Source organism: Microbacterium sp. LEMMJ01 (genome assembly GCF_002114135.1).
In the GTDB taxonomy this organism is placed as follows: domain Bacteria; phylum Actinomycetota; class Actinomycetes; order Actinomycetales; family Microbacteriaceae; genus Microbacterium.
On the sequence record NZ_NCTV01000017.1, the window covers coordinates 511440 to 531807 of the forward strand.

Genomic DNA, 20368 nt, shown 5'->3' on the forward strand with positions numbered 1-20368 from the left:
CATCAGACCGTGAGGAGCAGGAGTGGCAACGCGCATGGCAGCGACACCGCCGACGCTGGCGGGGTACAGCTACGTGCGTCCGCTCGGGTCCGGCGGTTTCGCCGACGTGTTCCTCTATGAACAGGACATGCCGCGCCGCGTCGTCGCCGTCAAGGTCCTGCTCGCGGATGCCGTGAACCCCGAGGTGCTGCAGACCTTCAACGTGGAAGCCGACATCTCCGCGCGGCTGAGCGCCCACCCCTCGATCGTCACCATCTACCAGGCGTCCATCTCGGCGGACGGGCGGCCGTACTTCGCGATGGAGTACTGCCCCGACACGATGAGCGCGCGCTACAAGAAGGCCCCCCTCCCGCTCGCGGAGGTGCTCGACATCGGCGTGCGCATGGCCGGCGCTCTGGAGACCGTGCACCGGGCCGGTCTGCTGCACCGCGACATCAAGCCGTCGAACGTGCTCATCAACTCGCTCGGCGCGCCCGTGCTGGCCGACTTCGGCATCGCCGCCGCCGTCATCGAGGAGGGCGAGGGCGAGACCATCGCGATGTCCGTGCCCTGGAGCTCCCCCGAGGTGCTGCAGGAGCGCGTGTCCGGATCCATCCCCAGCGAGGTCTGGAGCCTCGGCGCGACGCTCTACACGCTGCTCGCCGGCCGCAGTCCGTTCGAACGCGCCGACCGCGGTTCGAACTCGCGCGATCAGCTCACGGACCGGATCATCAAGGCGCGCTACACCGCGGTGCCCGTCCCCGGCATCCCGCCGATCATCGACGACATCTTCGCGAGCGCCATGCACCGTGACCCCGCGAAGCGGCCGGCGAGCATGGCGGAGTTCGCGGAGAAGCTGCGCTGGGCGCAGTATGAGCTCGGCATCTCGCCGACGGCCTTCGAGGCGGCGTCGTCGGAGTGGGCGGCGGCCGCGCCGGTGAGCTTCTCGGACACCTCCGTCCGCGGACCGGTCATCACGACGGTCGCACCGGACTCCCGTCGGGCCGCCCGCGCCGCTCAGGCCCAGGCCGCCCCGCGTGACCGCGACGACATCCCCGCGGGCCCCCGCGGCCGCAACCGTTCGCCGCTGGTCGTCGGCATCGTCGGAGCGGTGATCGGGGCCGCCGTGATCGCGGGCCTCGGGACCGCCGCACTGTTCCTCACCGGGGTCCTCTGATGGCAGCGGGGAACCGTGCCAGGGCGGAGGCCGCGCGCCCGTCTCGCGGGCGGCTGATCGCGCTGGTCTCCGGGATCCTCGCGCTCGTGGTCGTCGTGGCGCTCGCGGTGACGGCCCAGGGATATCAGTCCCAGGAGGTGCCGCGACTCGAGCCCTCGGTCTGGGTCATGCGCGACAGCGGGCAGTACGCCCGCGTCAACACCGAGCTCGCCGAGATCGACACGGTCCGCGACGTCGACGACCCCGAGGCGGTCTGGCAGAGCGGCTCCAGCACCGTGCTGTTCGCGCAGGGGAACCGGCAGCGGTGGGACGTCGATCCGGCGAGCCCGGCCGATCTGCTCTCCGACAGCTCGGAGGAGGGGACGCCGCTCGCTTCGCAGCCCACGCCCGCCGGGACCAGGGATGTCCTTTCCGCCGGGCCCTATGTGGCCTACCGCACCGACACCGGGCAGGTGTCGGTGTCGACCCTCGCGGCCGGAGCGGGCACGGCCCTCGTCGACCCCTTCGCCGAGGTCGAGGTCGAGGAGGGAGAGGACCCGCCCACTTACACCGCGGATGCGATCGGGCTGTCGCCGGATGGCCTGCTCGTCCTCTACTCGGCGGACGAGGGGGCCGTGCGCCGCTTCGACATCGACGAGCACCGGTTCCTCGGGGACGAGTCCCCCGTGGCCGATGCGCCGGAGGCGGGCGAGGGGCTGGCGATCGCGGTCGTCGGTGAGCGCTGGGCGATGCTGCAGCCGAACTCGGGCACGCTGTGGCTCTCCGGGCGCGATGCGGCGGTCACCCTCGACGTCACCGAGGACGCACGCCTGCAGCGCGGTGCCGCCGAGGGCGACGCGGTGCTCGTCGCCGACTCGGACGGCCTCGTCTCCGTGGACCTCGCGTCGGGGGAGGCCGACCGGGTGGCCGAGGCCTCCGGCGTCCCGGCCGCACCGGTCACGGTCCGCGGGGAGACGTACGCGGCGTGGCTCGACAGCGGCGGTGGAACCCTCTGGAGCGCGGGGGAGACCACCCCGCTGCAGGTTCCGGACGAGACGCTCGACGCGGCCGCCATCGACCCGGTCTTCCAGGGCAACGGCGATCGCGCGGTGCTGGTCGAGAAGGGCACCGGCCTCATCTGGACCGCGCCGGAGGGCGTGCTGATCCCGCTCGAGCAGTGGAAGATCGAAGACGACACGGAGCAGCAGGAGGGCACGATCGTCGTCGAGGACGTGGCGGAGCAGCTCCCGCCGGTCGCCGTCGACGACGCGTTCGGCGTGCGGGCCGGGGAGCAGGTCACCCTCCCCGTGCTCTTCAACGATCACGATCCGAACAAGAAGGACGTCCTCACGATCGACCCGGACTCGGTCGCCTCCGGGCTGAGCGACCCTGACTTCGGGGATCTGTCGCTCGTGGCGAACGGTCAGTCCCTGGTCGTGAACGTGAAGGCAGGCTCCGGGCAGACGAGCTTCACCTATGCCGTGACGGACGGCGCCGCCGTGTCGCCCCCGGCGACCGTGACGCTGACGGTGGTCGATCCCGGGGTCAACTCCGCCCCGGTGTGGTGCGGTGTCGACGCCTGCACTCAGGAATGGCCGACACCGCAGATCCTCGCCGGCGGGAGCACGATCGTCTCGGCGCTCTCCGGATGGGTCGACCCCGAGGGCGATGCGTTCGTCCTGAGCGACGCGTACGAGACGGACTCCTCGTCCCCGGTGATGGTGGCCCCGATGGCCGACGGCCGGGTCGCGATCCGGCACACCGACCCCAATGCCGCGGACGCCGTGATCTCGGTCACGGTCGTCGTGCAGGACGTGCACGGGGCGACGGCGGAGAAGACCATCGAGGTCCAGGTCAGCGGCAGTCCGGCGCTGCAGGCGTCGGCCGTCGCGGTGACCGCGCGCGTGGGCGAGCGGCAATCCCTGCGCATCTCCGACCACCTGTCCGGAGGGTCGGGCTCGTACCGCCTCGTCGACGCCGTGCAGACCGCCGCGACGGCGCAGGGCTTCGAGGTCACCCCGAACGCGGCCTCCGGCACCGTCGATCTGACCGCCGCCGAGCCGGGGCAGTACGTGGTCACCTACACCGCGCAGGACGTCACGACCCAGGCCGAGCAGTCCGCGGTCATCCGGATCACCGCTGTCGACGGCTCCGCGGCGCTCGCGATGGCGCCGCTGACGGCGTTCGTCCGCGAGGGCGAGGACACGACCGTCGATGTCCTCGGCGCGGTGCAGAACATCAGCGGACGGGTGCTGCTGCTGTCCGACGCCGTGAGCTCGACGCCGCAGCTCAACGTGCGCGTGGTCGGCAACGAGAGCCTGCGGGTCAACGGCACGACCGAGGACGGCGAGCCCGGCCTGATCGGCAAGGCCACCGTCACGGTGGCGGACGGCGCGGGCGGGGCCGTGCAGGGCACCGTCAGCGTGTTCCTCACTCCGCCGTCCACGGTCACCCGGCCGATCGTCTTCCCGGATGCGGTGACGGTGCGAGCCGGTTCGCTCACGCGCATCGAAGTGGCGGCCAACGATGTGGCACCGCGCGGGGAACCGCTCCTCGTGCTCCCGGAGGTGACCGGATCCGGCGAGCCGGACGAGCTCGTGTTCGCCGACCGCAACGCGCTGCGCTATCTGGCGCCGAAGACTCCCGGCACGTACCGCCTGACGTACTCCGTCTCCCTCGAACGGAATCCGTCGCTGTCGGACGACGGCGTCGTGACGGTCACGGTCGTGCCGCCGGGCACGAACCGGGCCCCCACGCCGACGCCGCTTACCGGCCGCGTCCTCAGCGGCCAGACGGTCTCCATCCCGGTGCCGACGACCGGGATGGACGGCGACGGCGACCGCGTGGTGCTGTCCGGCGTCGAGCAGCCGAAGAAGGGCGGCGGCACGGCCACCATCTCGGCGAACGGTGAGGCGATCGTGTACCGCGCGCCGGCCGGAGGCGTCGCCGGCGGCCAGGTCTCGTTCCGCTACAGCGTCCGGGATCCGCAGGGCGAGGAGGGGAGCGCGGCCGTGCGCATCGGCGTCCTCGATGCGGACGTGGACGACGCCGCCCCCGTGACCTTCAGCGACTACGTCCGCGTCGAGGCGGGATCCCGTACGCCGGTCGTGCTGGACCCGCGCTCGAACGATCTCGACCCGGCGCAGAGCGAGCTCGAGATCACCGAGCTCGTGCCGAACGCGCCGCCCGTCAAGGGGAACCCGCTGTACGACCGGCTCAACGCGCTGATCGACTCCGACACCTCGCTGGAGGACGGCCGGGTCGTGCTGCGTGCCGGCGAGACCGCCGGCACCAACTCGTACTTCTACACGGTGAAGTCGTCGCGCACGGGGAGCACGGCGCAGGGCCTCATCGTCGTGACCGTCACCGACGGCACGGTCGCCGATCAGCCGGTCATCGCGGACACCGTGCTCACCGCGCGCGACCGCGACGATCTCGCCGACCGCGGCATCGATGTCGTGACCGACCGGGTCCGCTGGCCCTCCGGCGACGTCGGCTCGCTGCGGCTGCGCCTGTGGGGAGAGCAGCCCGGCTATTCGGTGCAGGGGAACCGCATCGTGGGCACCGCGCCGAAGGAAGGCGCCCTGGTGCCCTTCCAGCTCACCGGAACGGCAGCGAACGGACGCGATGTCGTCGCCTACGGCTTCCTGCGCATCCCGGCGTTCGACGACATGCAGGTGCAGCTCGTCCCCGGTGCGACGCCGGTCGTCGTGGACGAGGACGCGGCCGTCTCCTTCGCCGTGCAGGACTACGCCGACCTCCCGTCGTCCGATGCGATCGAGATCGGCACCGGGTCGTTCACCGCCCAGCGGGCTGCCGCAGAATGCACCGCCGACGGCCCGCGGGAAGCGGAGTACCGGGCCGGCCGCGAGGCGCCGTGGTCGGACACCTGCCTGATCCCGGTGCGCCTGGAGGGGCAGAAGCGGTGGTCGTACCTCGACGTGCCCATCAGCGTCCGCCCGTCCGAGCCGCAGCTGCTGCTCTCCTCCATCTCGCACACGATCGCCCCCGGAGCGACGGAGAGCGTCGACCTCTACGCCAACATGGCCGCGTGGGAAGGGGGCCGGGAGGGCAACGCCTCCTCCCTCGAGTACCGCATCGTCTACTCCGGTTCGGCGTTCCTCGTCACGCAGAGCGGCGGGAAGCTGACGATCGAGGCGCGCGCCGATGCGCGACCGGGCAACACCGAGAACGTCAGCGTCACCGTGCCGCAGTACGGACAGCCGTCGGCGTCCGTGCGCCTCGTCGTCGGCGCGGCCCCGCCGGACGCCCCGCGGGGAGCGACCTTCACCAAGCAGTGCGTCGTCACGAGCGCCAACTGCTCGATCGACGTGGTCGACGTCGCCGGTGAGTACGATCCCTTCGCCGGGAAGCCGGGATCCGGGCTGCGCCTGATGTCGCTCGGGGCGGGTGCGCGCTGCGACGTCGCCTCGGTCTCGACGGCGGGCGCCAAGACCATCACGGCGAGCTGGCCCGGCGGCGGGCAGGCGCCCGGCGGACAGTGCGTGATCCCGTTCGTCGTGTCGGATGCGCAGGGGCGCACCGGCACCGGCACGCTGACTCTCGACCTCCAGGGGTTCCCGCAGGCCCCCGCGAGCGTCACGACGGTCGGCTTCACCCGCACGACCGTCGCGCTGGAGGTGCCGCTCGGCGAGGCGGGACGCGCGCATCCCGCGGTCTCCGGTGTGACGATACTCCAGGACGGCGCCCCGGCGAATGCGTCCTGCAGCCCGGCCGGCGCCGTCTACCGCTGCACGGTCAACGGGCTGACGAACGGCACCCCGCACACGTTCACCGCCGCGGCCGTCAACGCCGTCGGCACCTCGGCCCCGACGTCGCCGCACACGAGCTGGGCCTACGCCGCTCCTGTCGTCTCGAACGCGACGGCCACGCCGGAGTACCGACCGGGGGTCTCCGACCGGGGACGCGGGGCGGTCCGGGTGTCGATCGACGCCGCCGACGACGCCGTCTCGTTCCGGATCGAGGAGACGGGCGAGGTCATCAACCGCACGGGGGCGACCACCACGGCCGAGATCGCGCTGTCCCCGGGAGCGCAGACGCTGACGATCGTCCCGATCAGCCAGTTCCAGCCGCCGACCGGCGGCGGCAACGAGGGCGGCGGGTTCCGCACCTCGGTGACGGTCGCCGGCTCGGTGTACTTCGACCCCGCGGCGACCCAGGCGACGGTCGTCTCGAACACGGCCGTGAACGTCTCCGGCATCGCCGCGCAGGCCAACGGCAGCGCCAAGGGCGTCCAGGTCGTGTACGTGGCGTGGCGGTCGGGCAACGTCAGCTGCACCGCACGCGGCGACGGCACGCTCGCGGTGTCCGGCGGCGAGGTGCAGTCCGAGTCCCCGTCCCTCCAGGGGCTGCGGCCGTACCAGCTGTACTCCGTCAAGGCCTGCGCCTCGAACGGCTACGGGGTGGCGGAGTCGTCCACCGCGACGGTCTTCACGTTCACGTTCGTCGACGGCCCCGGCGGCGACACGACCTACACGGTCGCGAAGGACCCCCGGCGCGACGGGAACCGCTACGAGTACGGGCTGGCCTCGGCCCCGCGCATCGAGGTGGAGAACGGCTTCGTGCCCAAGTACTACATGTACGGATCGTGGCGCGATGACTTCGCGCTCACACCGGACTCGTCACCGGGCCAGGTGCTCGCCCGCGCCTGCCATGCCAGCCAGAGCAACTCCTGCTCCGGCGAGGTCACCATCACCGCGACGACCGCACCGACCGTGGTCAACGCCGTGTTCCAACCCTGCATGCCCGTCGTCGAGGGCGACGTCGTGACGGTGTCCGCCGCCGCACGCGGCTCGTACATCCTCGAGGCGACGCCCCTGGTCGACACTCCCGGCACCTTCGACGTGACCATCACGTGGACCGGAGCCTTCGCCACCCTGACCCCCATCACGCATCGCGTCACGGGCCTGTGCCCCTGACCGCCGAGCACACCGACACGAATACTCTTTCCCTATGCCAGCCACCGCAGCAGCCCCCGTCACCATCGCTCCCGAGCAGGCCTCCTGGTTCGCCGAGACGTTCTCGATCCTGACCGGCAACATCGAGCAGGCGATCCTCGGCAAGCGCCACGTGGTCGAACTCGTGCTCGCCACCGCCGTCAGCGGAGGCCACGTCCTCCTGGAGGACTATCCGGGAACCGGCAAGACAGCGCTCGCCCGCGCCGTCGCCCAGACGGTCAACGGGACCAGCAGCCGCATCCAGTTCACGCCCGACCTCCTTCCGGGAGATGTGACCGGCATCACGGTCTACGACCAGAAGGAGGGCACGTTCGAGTTCCACGCGGGGCCCGTCTTCGCGAACATCGTGCTCGCCGACGAGATCAACCGGGCGAGCCCGAAGACCCAGTCCGCGCTGCTCGAGGTCATGGAGGAGGGCACGGTCACGGTCGACGGCGTCACCCGGTCCGTCGGCTCCCCGTTCCTCGTGATGGCGACGCAGAACCCCATCGAGCAGGGCGGCACCTACCGGCTGCCGGAGGCCCAGCTCGACCGCTTCATGATCAAGACCTCGATCGGCTACCCCGACGAGGCGGCGACGATGCGCATCCTGCAGGGCGCCGGCCGGCCGAAGACGGTGCTCGACGGCATCGTCGACACCGACACGATCCTGACGATGGCGGAGATGTCGCGTGGGGTCTACGTGAACCCGCTGGTGTCGGACTACATCATGCGCATCGTCGACGCCACGCGGCGCGCGTCCGAGGTCCGTCTCGGGGCCAGTGTGCGCGGGGCCCTGGCGCTGTCGCGCCTGGTGATGACGTGGGCGGCCAAGAACGGGCGCACGTTCGTGACGCCCGACGACGTGCGCGAACTCGCCGTCGTCGCCCTCGCGCACCGTCTCGTGCTCGAACCGGAGGCCGAGTTCGACGGGGTGACGGCCGTGGCCGTCGTCGGACAGATCCTCCTCGACGTCGAGCCTCCGCGCGAGAACGGCACTGCGTGACCTTCAGCACCGAATCCCGCCTGACGCGGACGACCGCCGGCACGAGCACGTCGACGCGGACGTCCACCGTCACGCGTTACGACCGCACGCGCCGCGGTCCCGTGCGCGGTGCGGTCTTCGGCGCGCGTCGGGTGGTCCGCTCCGTGGGGCGCGCGACGAGGGCCACGGTCGGCTGGGTCCGTGAGACGGTCACCACGGCGGGGATGCTCGTCGCCGTGGCCGTGGTGCTCGGCGTGCTCGCCGGGCTGCTGTTCGGCTGGGTGGAGGCCTGGGCGGTCGCCACGATCGCGCTCGTGCTGCTGGTGGCCTGCGTGCCGTTCATCCTCGGCGCGCATGACTACCGGATCGATCTCGTGCTCGACCGCGACCGCGTCGTCGCCGGTGCCGAGATCGGTGCGACGCTCGACGTCCGCAACAACGGCGAGCGCCTCTCGCTCCCCGGCGTCGTGGACGTGCCGGTGGGGGAGGGCCTCGTCGAGGCGCACGTGCCGCTGCTCCGACCGGGCGCGCACCACCGTGAGGAGCTGACGATCGCCGCGCACCGCCGCGGCGTCATCGACGTCGGCCCCATGACCATCACCCGCGGCGACCCCATCGGGATCCTCCGCCGAGAACTCCGCTGGCCGGACGTGCAGCGCATCCATGTGCACCCGGTGACCGTGCGGCTCCCCAGCACCAGCGCGGGCCTGATCCGCGACCTCGAGGGCACGCCGAGCACCACCCTGGTGGACGCCGACCTCTCCTTCCACGCCGTGCGGGAGTACGTCGTCGGCGACTCGCCGCGCCACATCCACTGGAAGTCGACGGCGAAGACGGGCACCCTCATGGTGCGGCAGTACGAGGAGTCCCGGCACGCGCGCATCGCCGTCATCCTCGACCTCGACCCCGAGTCCTACGCGAGCGACGACGAGTTCGAGAACACGGTCAGCGCCGCCGCGTCCCTGGCGCTGCAGGGCGTGCGGGACGGCAGGGACGTGCTCTTCTCGGTGAGCAACGAGATCCCGGAACACGGTCGCGCGGAGGTGCTGTCGATCCGCACTCTGCCCACGGTCACCCCCAAGGCGCTCCTCGACGCGACCTCCACGATCGATCAGGCGGCACGGGTGATGCGGCTCGAAGCCGTCGCGGCCCTCACGGCGCAGTCGTACCCCGACCTCTCGATCGGGTTCCTGCTGACCGGCTCCCTCCTGCCGCTCGAGCGTCTGCGGCACGCGGCGGTGAAGCTCCCGGCGGCCGTGGAGGCCGTGGCGGTGCGCAGCGAGCTCGGTGCGCAGCCGACGATGCGGACGGCCAGGGAGCTCGCGGTGATGACCCTCGGGGCGCTCGGCGACCTCCCGCAGATGCTCGCCCGCGGAGCCCTGCGATGAACGCGGCCGGCCCGAAGCGCGGGCGGCCGCGTCGCGGAAGCCTCCCCTCGGCCCTGACCCTCTGGTCGCTGGGATACGTGCTCGTCGGCGTGCTCCTCGCCACAGCGGCCGCCTGGCCGGTCTACGAGTCGTCCCGGGCCCTCGCCGTGGGGATCGTCGGCGGCCTCCTCGGCATGGCCGTCGCCGTCGTCGCGCGCATCCTGCGCTGGGGAACGCCGCTCGCCGCGCTTGCCGCAGCCGGCGTGTACCTGCTGGTGTCGGTGCCACTGGCCATCCCCTCCGCGCTCACCTCTGTTCCCGCATTCCTCGGCGGCGTGCGGGACGCGGTGCTCGGGGTCGTGCTGGGCTGGAAGCAGATGCTCACCCTGAACCCGCCGCTGGGCGAGTACCAGGCAGTCCTCATCCCCTTCCTCGTCGTGATGCTGTTCGGCTCGTTCGTCGCCACGCTCCTCGTCTGGAGCGGGGGCAGGCGGGCGGTGGCCGCCGTCCCCGTGGTCGTGGCGATGAGCGTCTTCGGCATCGCCTTCGGCGTGAGCGGCACGTCCTCCCCGGTCTCGGTGGCCGGAGTCGAGCTCCCCGCGCCCCGGGAATGGCTGATCGGCGTCGCCGTCTTCGTGGTGTCCCTCGTCTGGCTCGTCGGACGCACGCGGCTGCAGCGCGCCGCCGCCCTGCGCAGCGTGGCGGCGGCGAACATCTCCCGCCGTGCGACCCCCGCCTGGCTCACCGTGCGCCGGCACCTCCTCTCCGCGGGGTTGGCCGTGATCGCCCTGGCCGCGGGCTTCGCGATCGCTCCCGCGGCGGCCGGCTGGTCGGACCGCTCCGTCCTCCGCGACGAGATCGAGCCCATGGTGGTGGTGCAGGAGCAGCCGAGCCCGCTCAGCTCGTATCGATCCTGGTTCGCCGGCGGCATGCTGGACACGCCGGTCGTGCAGCTGGAGGGCGATCCCGGTGCCGTGGATCGCCTCCGTCTGGTCACCCTCGACGCCTACGACGGCGAGGACTTCCACATCGACGCCGACGACCGCTTCAGCCGCCTGCCCCGTTCGGCCCTCCCCGGCCCCGGCCGGGTGACGATGGAGATCACGATCGGCGAGGGCTACCGGGGGATCTGGGTTCCGTCGCCGGCCGGCCTCGCCGAGGCTCCCGCCTTCTCCGGGGAGCGGGCGGACGCGCTCGCCGACGGCTTCCACGTGAACGCCGACGGCGACACCGCGATCACCGTCGCCGACGCGCCGGGCGGCGGGGAGGGGTTGGTGCCCGGGGATCGCTACGCCGTGCTCATCGATGCGCCGGGCAAGCCCGGTGACCTCACAGCGCTCCAGGGCGGACGCTCGACCCTCGACACCGATCGGTACCCGGCGCTCGTCGAATGGGCCGAGATGCAGGAGCAGCCGCGGACCGGCGCCGGCTACCTCGAGGTGATCGATCGCCTGCGGTCCCGCGGCTATCTCAGCCACGCGCTGCTGGAGGACGAAGCGGCCGCCGGTTGGATCGCCGCTCTGCAGCAGTCCGAGGGGTATGCCTTCGCGCCCAGCTATGCCGGGCACTCCGCCGCCCGCATCGAAGAGCTCTTCACGGCGCTGACCGAGCAGGAGCGGCGGGCGGGCGCCGACGCGAAGCCGGAGATGCTCGTGTCGGCGGTCGGCGACGACGAGCAGTTCTCCGTGGCCGCGGCTCTCCTCGCGCAGCACTGGGGGCTGGAGTCCCGGGTGGTGATGGGCGCGCGCCTCGCCGGCGCGGACGAGGTCCCGGGGATCCCCGCCTGCGGCGACGTGTGCACCGGCGCGAACATGAGCGCGTGGGTCGAGGTTCGCACCTCAGGGGGAGAGTGGATCCCCGTCGACACCACGCCCCAGTACGCCATGCTGCCGAGCACCCTCACCGAGGGCGAGCAGCTGCCGGAGCATCCCACGGTCCCCGAGCAGCCGCGGTCCGAGGCGTTGGACCCGCCGCAGGCGCAGAGCGACGCGAACAACGACGCGCCGCCGCTCGAGGAGCCGGCGTCGGAGGTCCTCGCCGTCCTGCTGCCGATCCTCCGGGGTGTCGGCCTCGGCCTCCTCGCCCTGCTGCTGCTCGCCCTGCCCTTCCTCGTGCTCCTCGTCGCGAAGAGCAGGCGCGCACACGCGCGCCGCACGGCCCCGGATCCCGAAGTCCGTCTGGCCGGCGCCTGGGAGGAGCTCGCCGACGTCTACGCCGATCACGACGTGCCCATGGCCGGGCAGGGCACCCGGACCCAGCGCGCGCAGTCGAGCGGTCGCGCGGCCGCGCAACGGCTCGCCGCCCTCGTGGACCGTGCCGTGTTCGCCGAGCACCCGCCGACTCCCGAGGACGCGACGGCCGCGTGGGCCCTCGTGGACGCGGAGCGGGCGGAGCTCGCCAAGACGGGGACACGGTGGCAGCGCCTGCGTGCCCGCATCCGGCCGACCTCGTTCGTGGCCAGGACGCGGTCGCTGCGCCTCCCCGGCTTCGGTGCACGACCCATGCTCGGTACGCTCGGATGGACCGGTTCACTGGATGACCGGAAGAAGGGGGACTCATGACCGCGCCCGCGGACTCCGGTCTGGCCACGATGCTCGTCATCATCGTCGGACTCGGCCTGCTCGTCGGCCTGGCCGTCTACGTCTGGTACGCCCTCGCGCTCTCGCGCCTGTTCCCCCGGATCGACGGGGAGGGGTGGAAGGGCTGGGTGCCCGTCCTGAACGAGGCCGAGATCCTCGCACGCGGGGGAGTGCCCGCCTGGTCGGTGGTGTTCTACTTCATCCCGATCGTCCAGCTCTACGGGATCTACCTCAAGGTCGTCGCGACCCACCGGATCAACCGGCGCTTCGGACGGGGCGCCGGCATGACGGTGCTCGCCATCCTGCTGCCGCCGGTCTGGGCGACCGTCCTCGCCTGGGGCCCCGCCCCCTATCCCGAGGGCGACCGTCTCGCGGCGCTCCAGCCCGGGCCGCGCCGCAGCGCTCCGCCCGCGACGGCCCCTGCGCGTGATGCCTCGGGGTACACGATCCCCTCCCTCGCCCCGGCCGGGACCGGATCTCCGGAGACGCCGTCCCTGATCTTCCCCGACTACGCCGCGCCGCCCGCCGTGGTTCCCGCCCCCAGCGCGCCGCCCGCCGAGCCGGCGGCCCCGCGGTCGTTCGCTCCGCCTGGCGCGTCCCCGGCATCCCCGCCGGCACCGTCCGTGGCATCCTCGCCGTCGGCTCCGCCGTCCCCGACCTTCGCACCCCCGGCACCGCCTGCTCCCTCTCCCGCGGCCGCGGTCCCCCCGGCGCCGCCGACCCCGCCCGCGGCGCCCGTCTCGCCCCCGGCACCCGTTCTCCCGCCCGCCGCCCCGGCGCCGCAGCCGGAGCCGCCCCTCGCAGCGCAGCCGCCGACGGGGATCATGGCCGCGATGGGCGACGTGCCTCCGCCGGCCCCGCAGCCTGCGCCGGCACCAGCCGCCCCGGCGGCGGAGGAGGCCCTGGCCCCCGCGCCGACGACGGGGGCGAATCGTGTCGTGCGCCCGGTGCCGCCGTCGTTCCGCGACGCTGGTCAGGCCGAGGCCCCGCCGATGCCGACGATCCGCCCCGTCCCGTCTCCGGCCGATGCCCCCGCGGCAGCGCAGAGCGCGCCCGTACCGGCCCCGGCTGCGCCAGAGGGCCTCATCCCCGATGTCGACAAGACCGTGGTGACGCCGCGTCCCACCGACGACGACCTCGACGCCACGGTGGTCGTCGCCCGCAAGCGCGGGGTGCGGCGCGTCCTCGTGCTGGACGACGGTCGTCGGTTCTCGCTGTCGGGCGCGAGCGTCGTGATCGGCCGGAACCCCACCGGGGAGCCGGGCGAGCAGCGGCTGGCCATCCCGGACACCACCCGCACGCTGTCGAAGACCCACGCCCGCCTGGTGGTGCAGGAGGACGAGTGGCGCCTGACCGACCTGCACGCCACCAACGGCGTCGTGGTCGTCGCCGACGACGGCTCGGAGACGCTCCTGGACGCCGGGGAGAGCGTGGTGGGCACCGGCCGGTTCATCCTGGGCGAAGTGGGCATGCACGTCGTCGCGGAGCGCGATTCGTGACCGTGGAATCCGTCGTCCTCCGGGTCGCCGCGCTGACCGACACCGGGCTCACGCGGACGGCCAACGAGGACGCGGTGCTCGACGCACGTCCGGTCTTCCTGGTCGCCGACGGCATGGGTGGGCACGACGCCGGTGATCGCGCCAGTGCGGCGGTCGTCGCCGCCTTCGAGACGCTGCGCGGGCGGACGGTCGACGTCGGCGACATCAGTGACGCGCTGAGTCGAGCCGCGGCCGTCGTCGAGGACATCGCCGCCGCGCACACCCGCGGCGCGGGCAGCACCGTGACGGGCGTGGCCCTCGTGGATCACGAGGGTGCGCCGCACTGGCTCGTCTTCAACGTGGGGGACTCCCGGGTCTACCGGCACCACGGTACCGAGCTGGCGCAGCTCACGATCGACCACTCCCTCGGACAGGAGCTCGTCGATGCCGGGGAGCTCCGCCCCGAAGACCTGGCCTCGTTCTCGCGCCGCAACGTCATCACGCGCGCGGTCGGGGCTCCGGACAGCACCGCGGACAGTTGGCTGCTCCCCGTCGTCGACGGCGAGCGGCTCCTGCTGTGTTCCGACGGACTCACCGGCGAGGTGAGCGATGAAGCCATCCGCGCGACGTTGACCATGAACGGCCGCCCGGAGACCGCGGCGGCGGCCCTCGTCCGCCGCGCGCTGCAGGGCGGAGGACGAGACAACATCTCGGTCCTGGTGATCGATGTCGTCTCCGGCGGCGCACGCACGCGTCCCGACGACGCCACGGGCGGACGGGCCGCCGTGTCCGCGGTCACCGATTCGATGCTCGAGGGCACGACGGTCCCGGTGCGAGCGCGATGAGCGACGACGAGGCCGAGGAGACCGTCATCCTGACACGGCGCGACCGCCGGCGGGCCGAAGCGGCGGACCCGGTGCCCCCGGCGGCCGATGACACATCGTCCGCCGTCGATGAGGCCACCATCGTGGTGGATCGCGCGAAGACGGCTTCGGCTCCCGACCGGATCGACGATGCCGCGGAGGATGCGCCCGAAGGCGCCGTCGCCGATGAGCCGGTCGATGCCGGGTCCGAGGACGCCGTGGGCGAGGCCATCGATGACGCGACCGTGGTCGTCGATCGCTCCGGGCCTCCGGCGGCCGACGCCCCCGAGGACGCCACCGTGGCGGTCGCGCGTGCTGCTCGACGCCTGCGGCGGAAGAAGGGTGCCTCCGCAGAGGGAGACGGCATCGCACCCCCGGCTGCCGCGCCGCGGTTCCGCGTCGATTCCTTCGCCGCCCCGGATGGCGCACCGGCTCCTGCGATCTACAAGCCCCGGCCGGCACCGCGCACTCCCGTCGCTCCGCCCGTCGTCGTCGGGGCGGCCGCTCCCACGCGCGTGGCGGAGCCCGGGCTGCCGTCCGTCGCCAAGCAGGCGCAGCGGTGGAGCATCATCACCCTTGCTGCGACCGTCGGGGCGAGCGTCGTGTCGGTCGTCGGGCTCGTCGCGCTCGGCTTCGTCGTCTTCGGCTGAGGATCTCCACGCCGGCCGGGAGGCTCTGTATGGTGGACGAGGAAACGCCTTGAGGGGGGATAGTCGATGAGCGACGATGCGGAACGGTTCTTCGAGTTGCGCGACGAGGTGGACAGTCAGGCGAAGATGTTCGCCGATGCGTCCGCGCGGGCTGTACCCGCCTCCTTCACCGATGAGGCAGGCCTGGTGACGGCGCAGATCGACGAAGACGGAGTGCTCTCCGTCGAGATCGCCGACCGCTGGCGTGACGGCATCGAACCGTCGGCTCTCGGCGACCGCATCGTCGCCGCCTTCCAAGGCTTGAGCGCCGCCAGGGTCGAGGCGTGGGCGGCCAACATCGGCGACGCGGCCGAACAGGATCATCGCCCCTCGCCGATCCCCTCGACGCACGACTCGGTGGCGGCGAAGCTGCAGGAGGCGCTCCTCGCGGAGCCGGAGACCACGCCCGCGGTGGAGAGGGCTCTCGAGAACATGCTCGCCTTCCTCGACGACGTCTCCGCCAACATCGACGCGACTTTCGCGGGCGCTCTCAGCCGGGGACGACAGACCGAGGAGGTCGCACCGCTCTCCCGGCACCTCACCGTGGAGCTGTCCGCGGGCGGGCACCTCGTCGCGGTCTCGCTCTCACCGAACTGGGCCGAGCGGTCTTCCGGCGCCCAGATCTCGCGCGAGCTGAACGACACACTCCGCGAGGCTTTCGAGAAGACCCGGGCGACCCGGGACGCGGGGGCGCTCGATGGCAGCCCGCTCGAGAAGTACGGCCGTTTCGTCGATGATCCGGACGCTTTCGTGGCGTTCGTCAGTGGGAAGGAATGAGATGGATCCGGAGATCGCGCTCAGTTTCGAAGCGCTGACGAAAGACGCCACGCTGTGGGACGAGGCGTCCGCAACCCTGCAGTCCAGCGCTGGGGAGATCGCGGGGATCGAGGTGAACCGCGGCGCTTTCTCGTTCGCGGCGATCGACCTGGCCGACCTCTATGCGGAGCTGCATTCCCGCGTGCAGCAACTGCTCACCGACGGTGCGACAAGGACGAGCGAGGGCGCGGATGCGCTGCGCGCCGTCCGCGATCAGTTCGAGCGCTACGAAGACATCACCCAGTCCGAGCTCTATCGGATCTGGCAACCGGCAGTCTGACCGAAGGCGAGACGACAACGATGAACCCCGTCATTGACCGAGTGCTCGAACTGCTGGAGAAGGTCAAGCAGAAGCTCGACGAGATCGTGCGCCTGATCAACGCGGCGCTCCGCACCATCCCCGCGTACCTGAGCTGGGTCGCCGACCGGGTCAAGGACGCGTGGGACACCACGCTGACCAAGATCCAGGAGATGTGGGATTGGCTGGCGGACAAGCTGAGCTATCTTGGCAACCCCTTCGTGCTCAACGGCGCGGCCGACGGCTGGAAGCGGGTAGGTGGTCAGGTGTCGCGGATCAATGACACGATCGTCGACGCGAACCTGTCGGTGGACGACCGGTGGACAGGGCGCGCCGCGGACCAGTACCAGCAGTCGCTCGAGCCGCAGCGCCGGGCCAACACATCGATCATGTCCGACTACGCGGAGAACATCGGCAACGCCATGAGCGGGCTGGCGGTGGCGATCGCCGCCTTCTGGGGTGCCATCGCCGTCGCCATCCTCACGCTCCTCGGCGCTCTTGCCGGCGCGGCCGTGGCGACGGGAACCATCATCGGCTTGCCGGCGGCTCCGGTGCTCGTCGGTCTCGGCATCGCGACCTTCCTCGTCGCTGCCGGTGCCGGCGTCACCATCCTGTACGTGTCGGCGGGGCAGGCGCGTTCGACCATGACGTCGACGTCGGCCGGCATCACCACCTGGCCGTCGATCGCGACCGCCTGATGAGCGGGGCAGTCCGGACGGCGCGCCCGCGTGTGCCCGCCATCGTCTCCGTTGTCGTCGGCGCGTTCGCGACAATCGCTGCGCTCCTGGCACTCGCCAACGCCTCGGCGGAAGGGGCTCTGCTCGGCGGTGGCCTGGTCGCAGCCGTGGTGGCCGTCCTCAGCTTCCTGCTCGCCGGATACGGCTTCCAGCTCGGACGATCGGCTGCCGCGAAGCTGCCCGCGGCGGGACCGTTGACCCTTCTCGCCCTCCTCACGGCCGTCGTCGGCGTGATCGGGAGCATGGGAGTCTTCGTGCTCAGCGCGGCGAGCGGAAGCCAGAACGGGATGGCTGTGGCGGTCATCGTCCTGGTGCTCTCGTTCATCGAGACGATCGTCGGCTTCCGACTGGTGCGGGTGTCTCGCCAGGAGTAGGTTGCCCCTGCTGCCGTTGGCGGGAGATGTCATGGTCACCGGTGCGGCCCTCGTGGGCGCCGTCGTCCGGGCGCGGCAGGCGGCAGCCTCCGGGCGATGATCCGGCTCAGCGCCGGCGTTCTCCGAGCGGGCGTTGCGAAACGAGGTCTCCCTCGAGGGGACGTGCCTTCCAATTGAGCAGGAGCAACGTCTCGAGTGCGGCCGAGAGCAGGACGGCGTAGAGGACGAGTCCGAGCCATCCCTCGGCACCCGCGGCGGTCAGCGCCGAGAACACCATGGCGAAGACGACGAGCAGACCGGCGAGAGCGAGGAGCCGATCGGTGGCTGCGCTCCGCTCCGTCTGCCCGCCGCGTCGAGCGAGACCGAACGATCGTACGGCGGCCACGGCGAAGCCATGGGGGTCATCTTCTGTCTCCGGTTCTCACGCCTCGGGCTCGGGGCGGTCGAGGAGGCCGCCCTGTCGTTCGACCTCGACCGCCGCGTCGGCGGGGGTCTCCCGGCGTCGCCGGAGGACGATGAGGATGCCGAGGACTCCGAGCAGGCTCGCGCCGGCGATCGCGGCGATGAACGCCACCTCGCGGGTGAGGACGAACGGCGGCACGCCGTGGTCGGGCTCGACGCTCACCGCCGGGGGCCGCACGGCGCTCTCGGCCGTGTCGAAGAAGGGGCTGACGGGTCCGCGGGTGGTGGGGTCGGGGAGGAGCTGAATAGCGGCGGAGGGCCGGATGAAGCCCCAGCCGTTCACGTCATCGCGGTTGTCGGCATCCGCACGGAGCGCCGTGGCCGTCAGCCGATACGCCCACCCCGCCGGGGGATCGTCCGGGTGCGCCTCGGCGACCAGAGCCGCCGCCGCGCTCACATAGCCCGTCGCGTAGCTCGATGCCGGGGCATCGGAGGCGAACAGGCAGTCCCCGCCGCCCGTCGCCGCGGTGAGCACGTTCGCGCCGGGGGCCGTGACTCCGACCTGCGGACCGTGGATCGAGCTGTCGGTCGCGAGCCCCGTCGCGTCGGCCGCGCTGACGCCGAGCGCCTGTTCGTAGGCGGCGGGATACCGGGCTCCGTCCTCCGCCTCCGGGTCGGAGGCCCTGTTGCCGGCACTGGCGACGACGAGCGCCCCGACGGCGGCCGCGTGCTCCACCGCCCCGCGCAGCGCAGGCGAGTCCGTCTCCTGCGACGACGAGACGTTGATGATGTCCGCGCCGTTGTCCGCCGCCCAGTTGATGCCGTCGGCGAGGCGCTGGGCGCTCGGTCCCCACCCCTTGTCGATGTCCTGCGGCGAGTCGCTGCGGAACGCGCGCACGGACAGCAGGCGCGCATCGGGGGCGAGCCCCACCACGCCGGAGCCGGAGACGGGCTGCGCCGCGATCTGCCCGGCGATGGCGGTGCCGTGCCCGGTCAGATCGCTCAGGCCATCAGCGCGTTCCCCGTCGCCGACGAGGTTCACGCCGCCGACGACGACGCCGGCGAGGTGCGGGTTGCCGGCGTCGATCCCGGAGTCGACGACCGCCACGACGACGCCCTTCCCGGTGGCGAGACGGTTCGCATCCTCCGCCCCGAGGGCCGCGAGTGGCGACGGCGCCTCGGGAGCGAACACCACGGTGCCGGGCTCGCAGGCGCCGGTCGCCATCGACACGATCGTCGTGGGAGCGGTCGGCGCGGCCACCGCGGCGGCCGGCGCCCCCCATACGGCAGCACCCACCACGAGGGTGGCGAGAGCGGCGCGGCGGCGCATCACTCGTCCTCGGAGCCGGGCGACTCTCTCGCGGCCTCTGTGGTCAGCGCCGGCCCGGCGGCGAAGAAGTCGATCCACGCGCTCGGCACCCGCCCGACGTCGCCGGGGGTATAACCGAGCTGGGCGAGCGGTCCGCTGGCGGCGTCCTCCGCCGACTCGTCCGGCACGGCGCCCGGGATGGCGTACGCGGTACCGGACTCGTCGACGAGCACGGCCATGCCCACCGCCTCGTCCGACGGGCCGCTCGTCTGCACGAGGGCCCCGCCGCCGACGGTGACGGCGACACGGTCGCGGTCCTCCGGCAGCTCGGTGCTCGTGGACCCGAGGACGGTGCGGGCGTCGCCGCCCAGGACCGCGCACGGGGTCTCGCCGGAGGCGAGCGGCGTCAGCGGAAGCATGGGCCAGTCGTCGCCACCGGCGTTCGGAACGGTGGGAACGTCGGCCACCTCCGCCGGGGACACCTCTTCCTCGTCCGCGCCGGCCTCCTGCGCGCTGCCGAGCAGGTAGAGCTGGTACGCGAGCGGGCTGAGGCGCGCGAGCTCTCCGGTCGCGAGGGCCACGTAGCGCTCGTCCGCGGGGCTGCCCTGCACGTGCACGATCGTGCCCGCCGTCAGATCGGTCCCCGGCACCCGGGCGCCGACGGCGTTCAGACGGATCGGCTCGAGGTCGGCGCCGCTCTCGAAGAGGTTGAGCCAGCGTCCGTCGACCTCGATGACGTCGCTGGTGCCGAGGCCGACCGCGCGCAGCACCGCGTTGGCGTCGTCGGCGGGGACGGCGTACCGGAGGCCGTCCGCGATCACGAAGAGCTCGTCGCCGCGTTGCACGACCGCGCCGGTGCCCGTCGACGGCTCCGCGATCGGCGCCCCTGACAGCGAGACGGCGGTCCCGGCAGAGTCGTCGATGCACGCGGTCCATGCCGTGTTGATGAGGGCGCTCGGGGTGGGCAGGTCGTCAGGGGCACCGAGGATGCCGATCGAACCGCCGACCGGGATGCCGTCGAGGGCGGCCTGATCCGTGCGCACGACCTTGAACTCGCCGGCGGGGATGAGCAGGCGGGCGCTGGCGGTGTTGATGACGGGGTACAGCGTCCCCTCGACCGAGACGTAGCGGGCGCCCGTGTCGGTGGCGACGATGAGGCGGTTGTTCTGCCAGTCGCCGGGGAGGCCCGGCTGCATGATGCCCCAGAACACGCCGACGAGGATCACGCCGACGGTGAGGGCGATGCCCGCGATGACGGCGCGCAGCGGCTTGGCCGGTTCGAGCTCCTTGCCGCCGGGGGCGCCGCCGGTGAAGGCGGAGAGGAGCCGTCGCCGGCTGAAGCCCTGGGCCTCGATCAGGTCCTTCTTGGTCGCCATCGG

15 protein-coding genes are annotated in these 20368 nt (G+C 72.4%); 12 read left to right on the forward strand and 3 right to left on the reverse strand.

Annotation, left to right across the window (positions count from 1 at the left end):
- Positions 1–34 precede the first annotated feature (34 nt).
- The 12 genes from B7W94_RS04840 (at position 35) to B7W94_RS04895 (ending at position 17278) form a co-directional block, all read left to right on the forward strand.
- Complete coding sequence (locus tag B7W94_RS04840; protein WP_062766200.1) at positions 35–1156, forward strand: serine/threonine-protein kinase; 1122 nt, start codon at positions 35–37, stop codon at positions 1154–1156.
- Positions 1156–7074 (forward strand): Ig-like domain-containing protein, encoded by a 5919-nt coding sequence (locus tag B7W94_RS04845; RefSeq protein ID WP_085604894.1) that lies wholly within the window; start codon positions 1156–1158, stop codon positions 7072–7074. The genes B7W94_RS04840 and B7W94_RS04845 overlap by 1 nt, the downstream gene beginning before the upstream one ends.
- 34 nt (positions 7075–7108) lie before the next feature.
- Entirely contained in the window at positions 7109–8098 is a 990-nt protein-coding gene (locus B7W94_RS04850; protein ID WP_060922371.1) for an AAA family ATPase, read from the forward strand.
- Positions 8095–9465 carry a DUF58 domain-containing protein gene (locus tag B7W94_RS04855; protein WP_025104653.1) on the forward strand — a complete coding sequence of 457 codons (1371 nt, stop codon included), beginning with the start codon at positions 8095–8097 and terminating at the stop codon, positions 9463–9465. Before B7W94_RS04850 ends, B7W94_RS04855 begins: the two co-directional genes overlap by 4 nt.
- Positions 9462–12005: a transglutaminase domain-containing protein gene (locus B7W94_RS04860; protein ID WP_085604897.1), complete on the forward strand. Its 2544-nt coding sequence runs from the start codon at positions 9462–9464 to the stop codon at positions 12003–12005. Before B7W94_RS04855 ends, B7W94_RS04860 begins: the two co-directional genes overlap by 4 nt.
- The gene (locus tag B7W94_RS18445; protein ID WP_085604900.1) at positions 12002–13522 is read left to right on the forward strand and encodes a DUF5684 domain-containing protein; all 1521 of its coding nucleotides are present in this window, start codon (positions 12002–12004) and stop codon (positions 13520–13522) included. Before B7W94_RS04860 ends, B7W94_RS18445 begins: the two co-directional genes overlap by 4 nt.
- Positions 13519–14346 (forward strand): PP2C family protein-serine/threonine phosphatase, encoded by an 828-nt coding sequence (locus B7W94_RS04870; protein WP_085604903.1) that lies wholly within the window; start codon positions 13519–13521, stop codon positions 14344–14346. Before B7W94_RS18445 ends, B7W94_RS04870 begins: the two co-directional genes overlap by 4 nt.
- Positions 14343–15014: a hypothetical protein gene (locus tag B7W94_RS04875; RefSeq protein WP_085604906.1), complete on the forward strand. Its 672-nt coding sequence runs from the start codon at positions 14343–14345 to the stop codon at positions 15012–15014. Before B7W94_RS04870 ends, B7W94_RS04875 begins: the two co-directional genes overlap by 4 nt.
- A gap of 66 nt (positions 15015–15080) precedes the next feature.
- Complete coding sequence (locus B7W94_RS04880; RefSeq protein WP_085604910.1) at positions 15081–15830, forward strand: hypothetical protein; 750 nt, start codon at positions 15081–15083, stop codon at positions 15828–15830.
- A 1-nt stretch (position 15831) separates the two neighbouring features.
- Complete coding sequence (locus B7W94_RS04885; protein ID WP_085604913.1) at positions 15832–16149, forward strand: hypothetical protein; 318 nt, start codon at positions 15832–15834, stop codon at positions 16147–16149.
- Between the two features lie 20 nt (positions 16150–16169).
- Positions 16170–16865, forward strand: coding sequence for a hypothetical protein (locus tag B7W94_RS04890; protein ID WP_139833250.1), 696 nt, complete (start codon positions 16170–16172; stop codon positions 16863–16865).
- On the forward strand, positions 16865–17278 hold the full coding sequence (locus B7W94_RS04895; protein WP_139833251.1) for a hypothetical protein: 414 nt from the start codon (positions 16865–16867) through the stop codon (positions 17276–17278). Before B7W94_RS04890 ends, B7W94_RS04895 begins: the two co-directional genes overlap by 1 nt.
- A 106-nt stretch (positions 17279–17384) precedes the next feature.
- Here B7W94_RS04895 and B7W94_RS04900 read toward each other — a convergent pair whose 3' ends face one another.
- Genes B7W94_RS04900 through eccB form a run of 3 tightly spaced genes read right to left on the reverse strand, consistent with a single transcriptional unit; the run spans position 17385 to position 20365 of the window.
- A complete protein-coding gene (locus B7W94_RS04900) occupies positions 17385–17663 on the reverse strand; it encodes a hypothetical protein (protein ID WP_085604920.1) in 279 nt (92 codons plus the stop codon).
- Between the two features lie 36 nt (positions 17664–17699).
- Entirely contained in the window at positions 17700–19010 is a 1311-nt protein-coding gene (locus B7W94_RS04905; protein ID WP_085604923.1) for a S8 family serine peptidase, read from the reverse strand.
- Complete coding sequence (eccB, locus tag B7W94_RS04910) at positions 19010–20365, reverse strand: type VII secretion protein EccB (RefSeq protein WP_085604925.1); 1356 nt, start codon at positions 20363–20365, stop codon at positions 19010–19012. Before eccB ends, B7W94_RS04905 begins: the two co-directional genes overlap by 1 nt.
- Positions 20366–20368 lie beyond the last annotated feature (3 nt).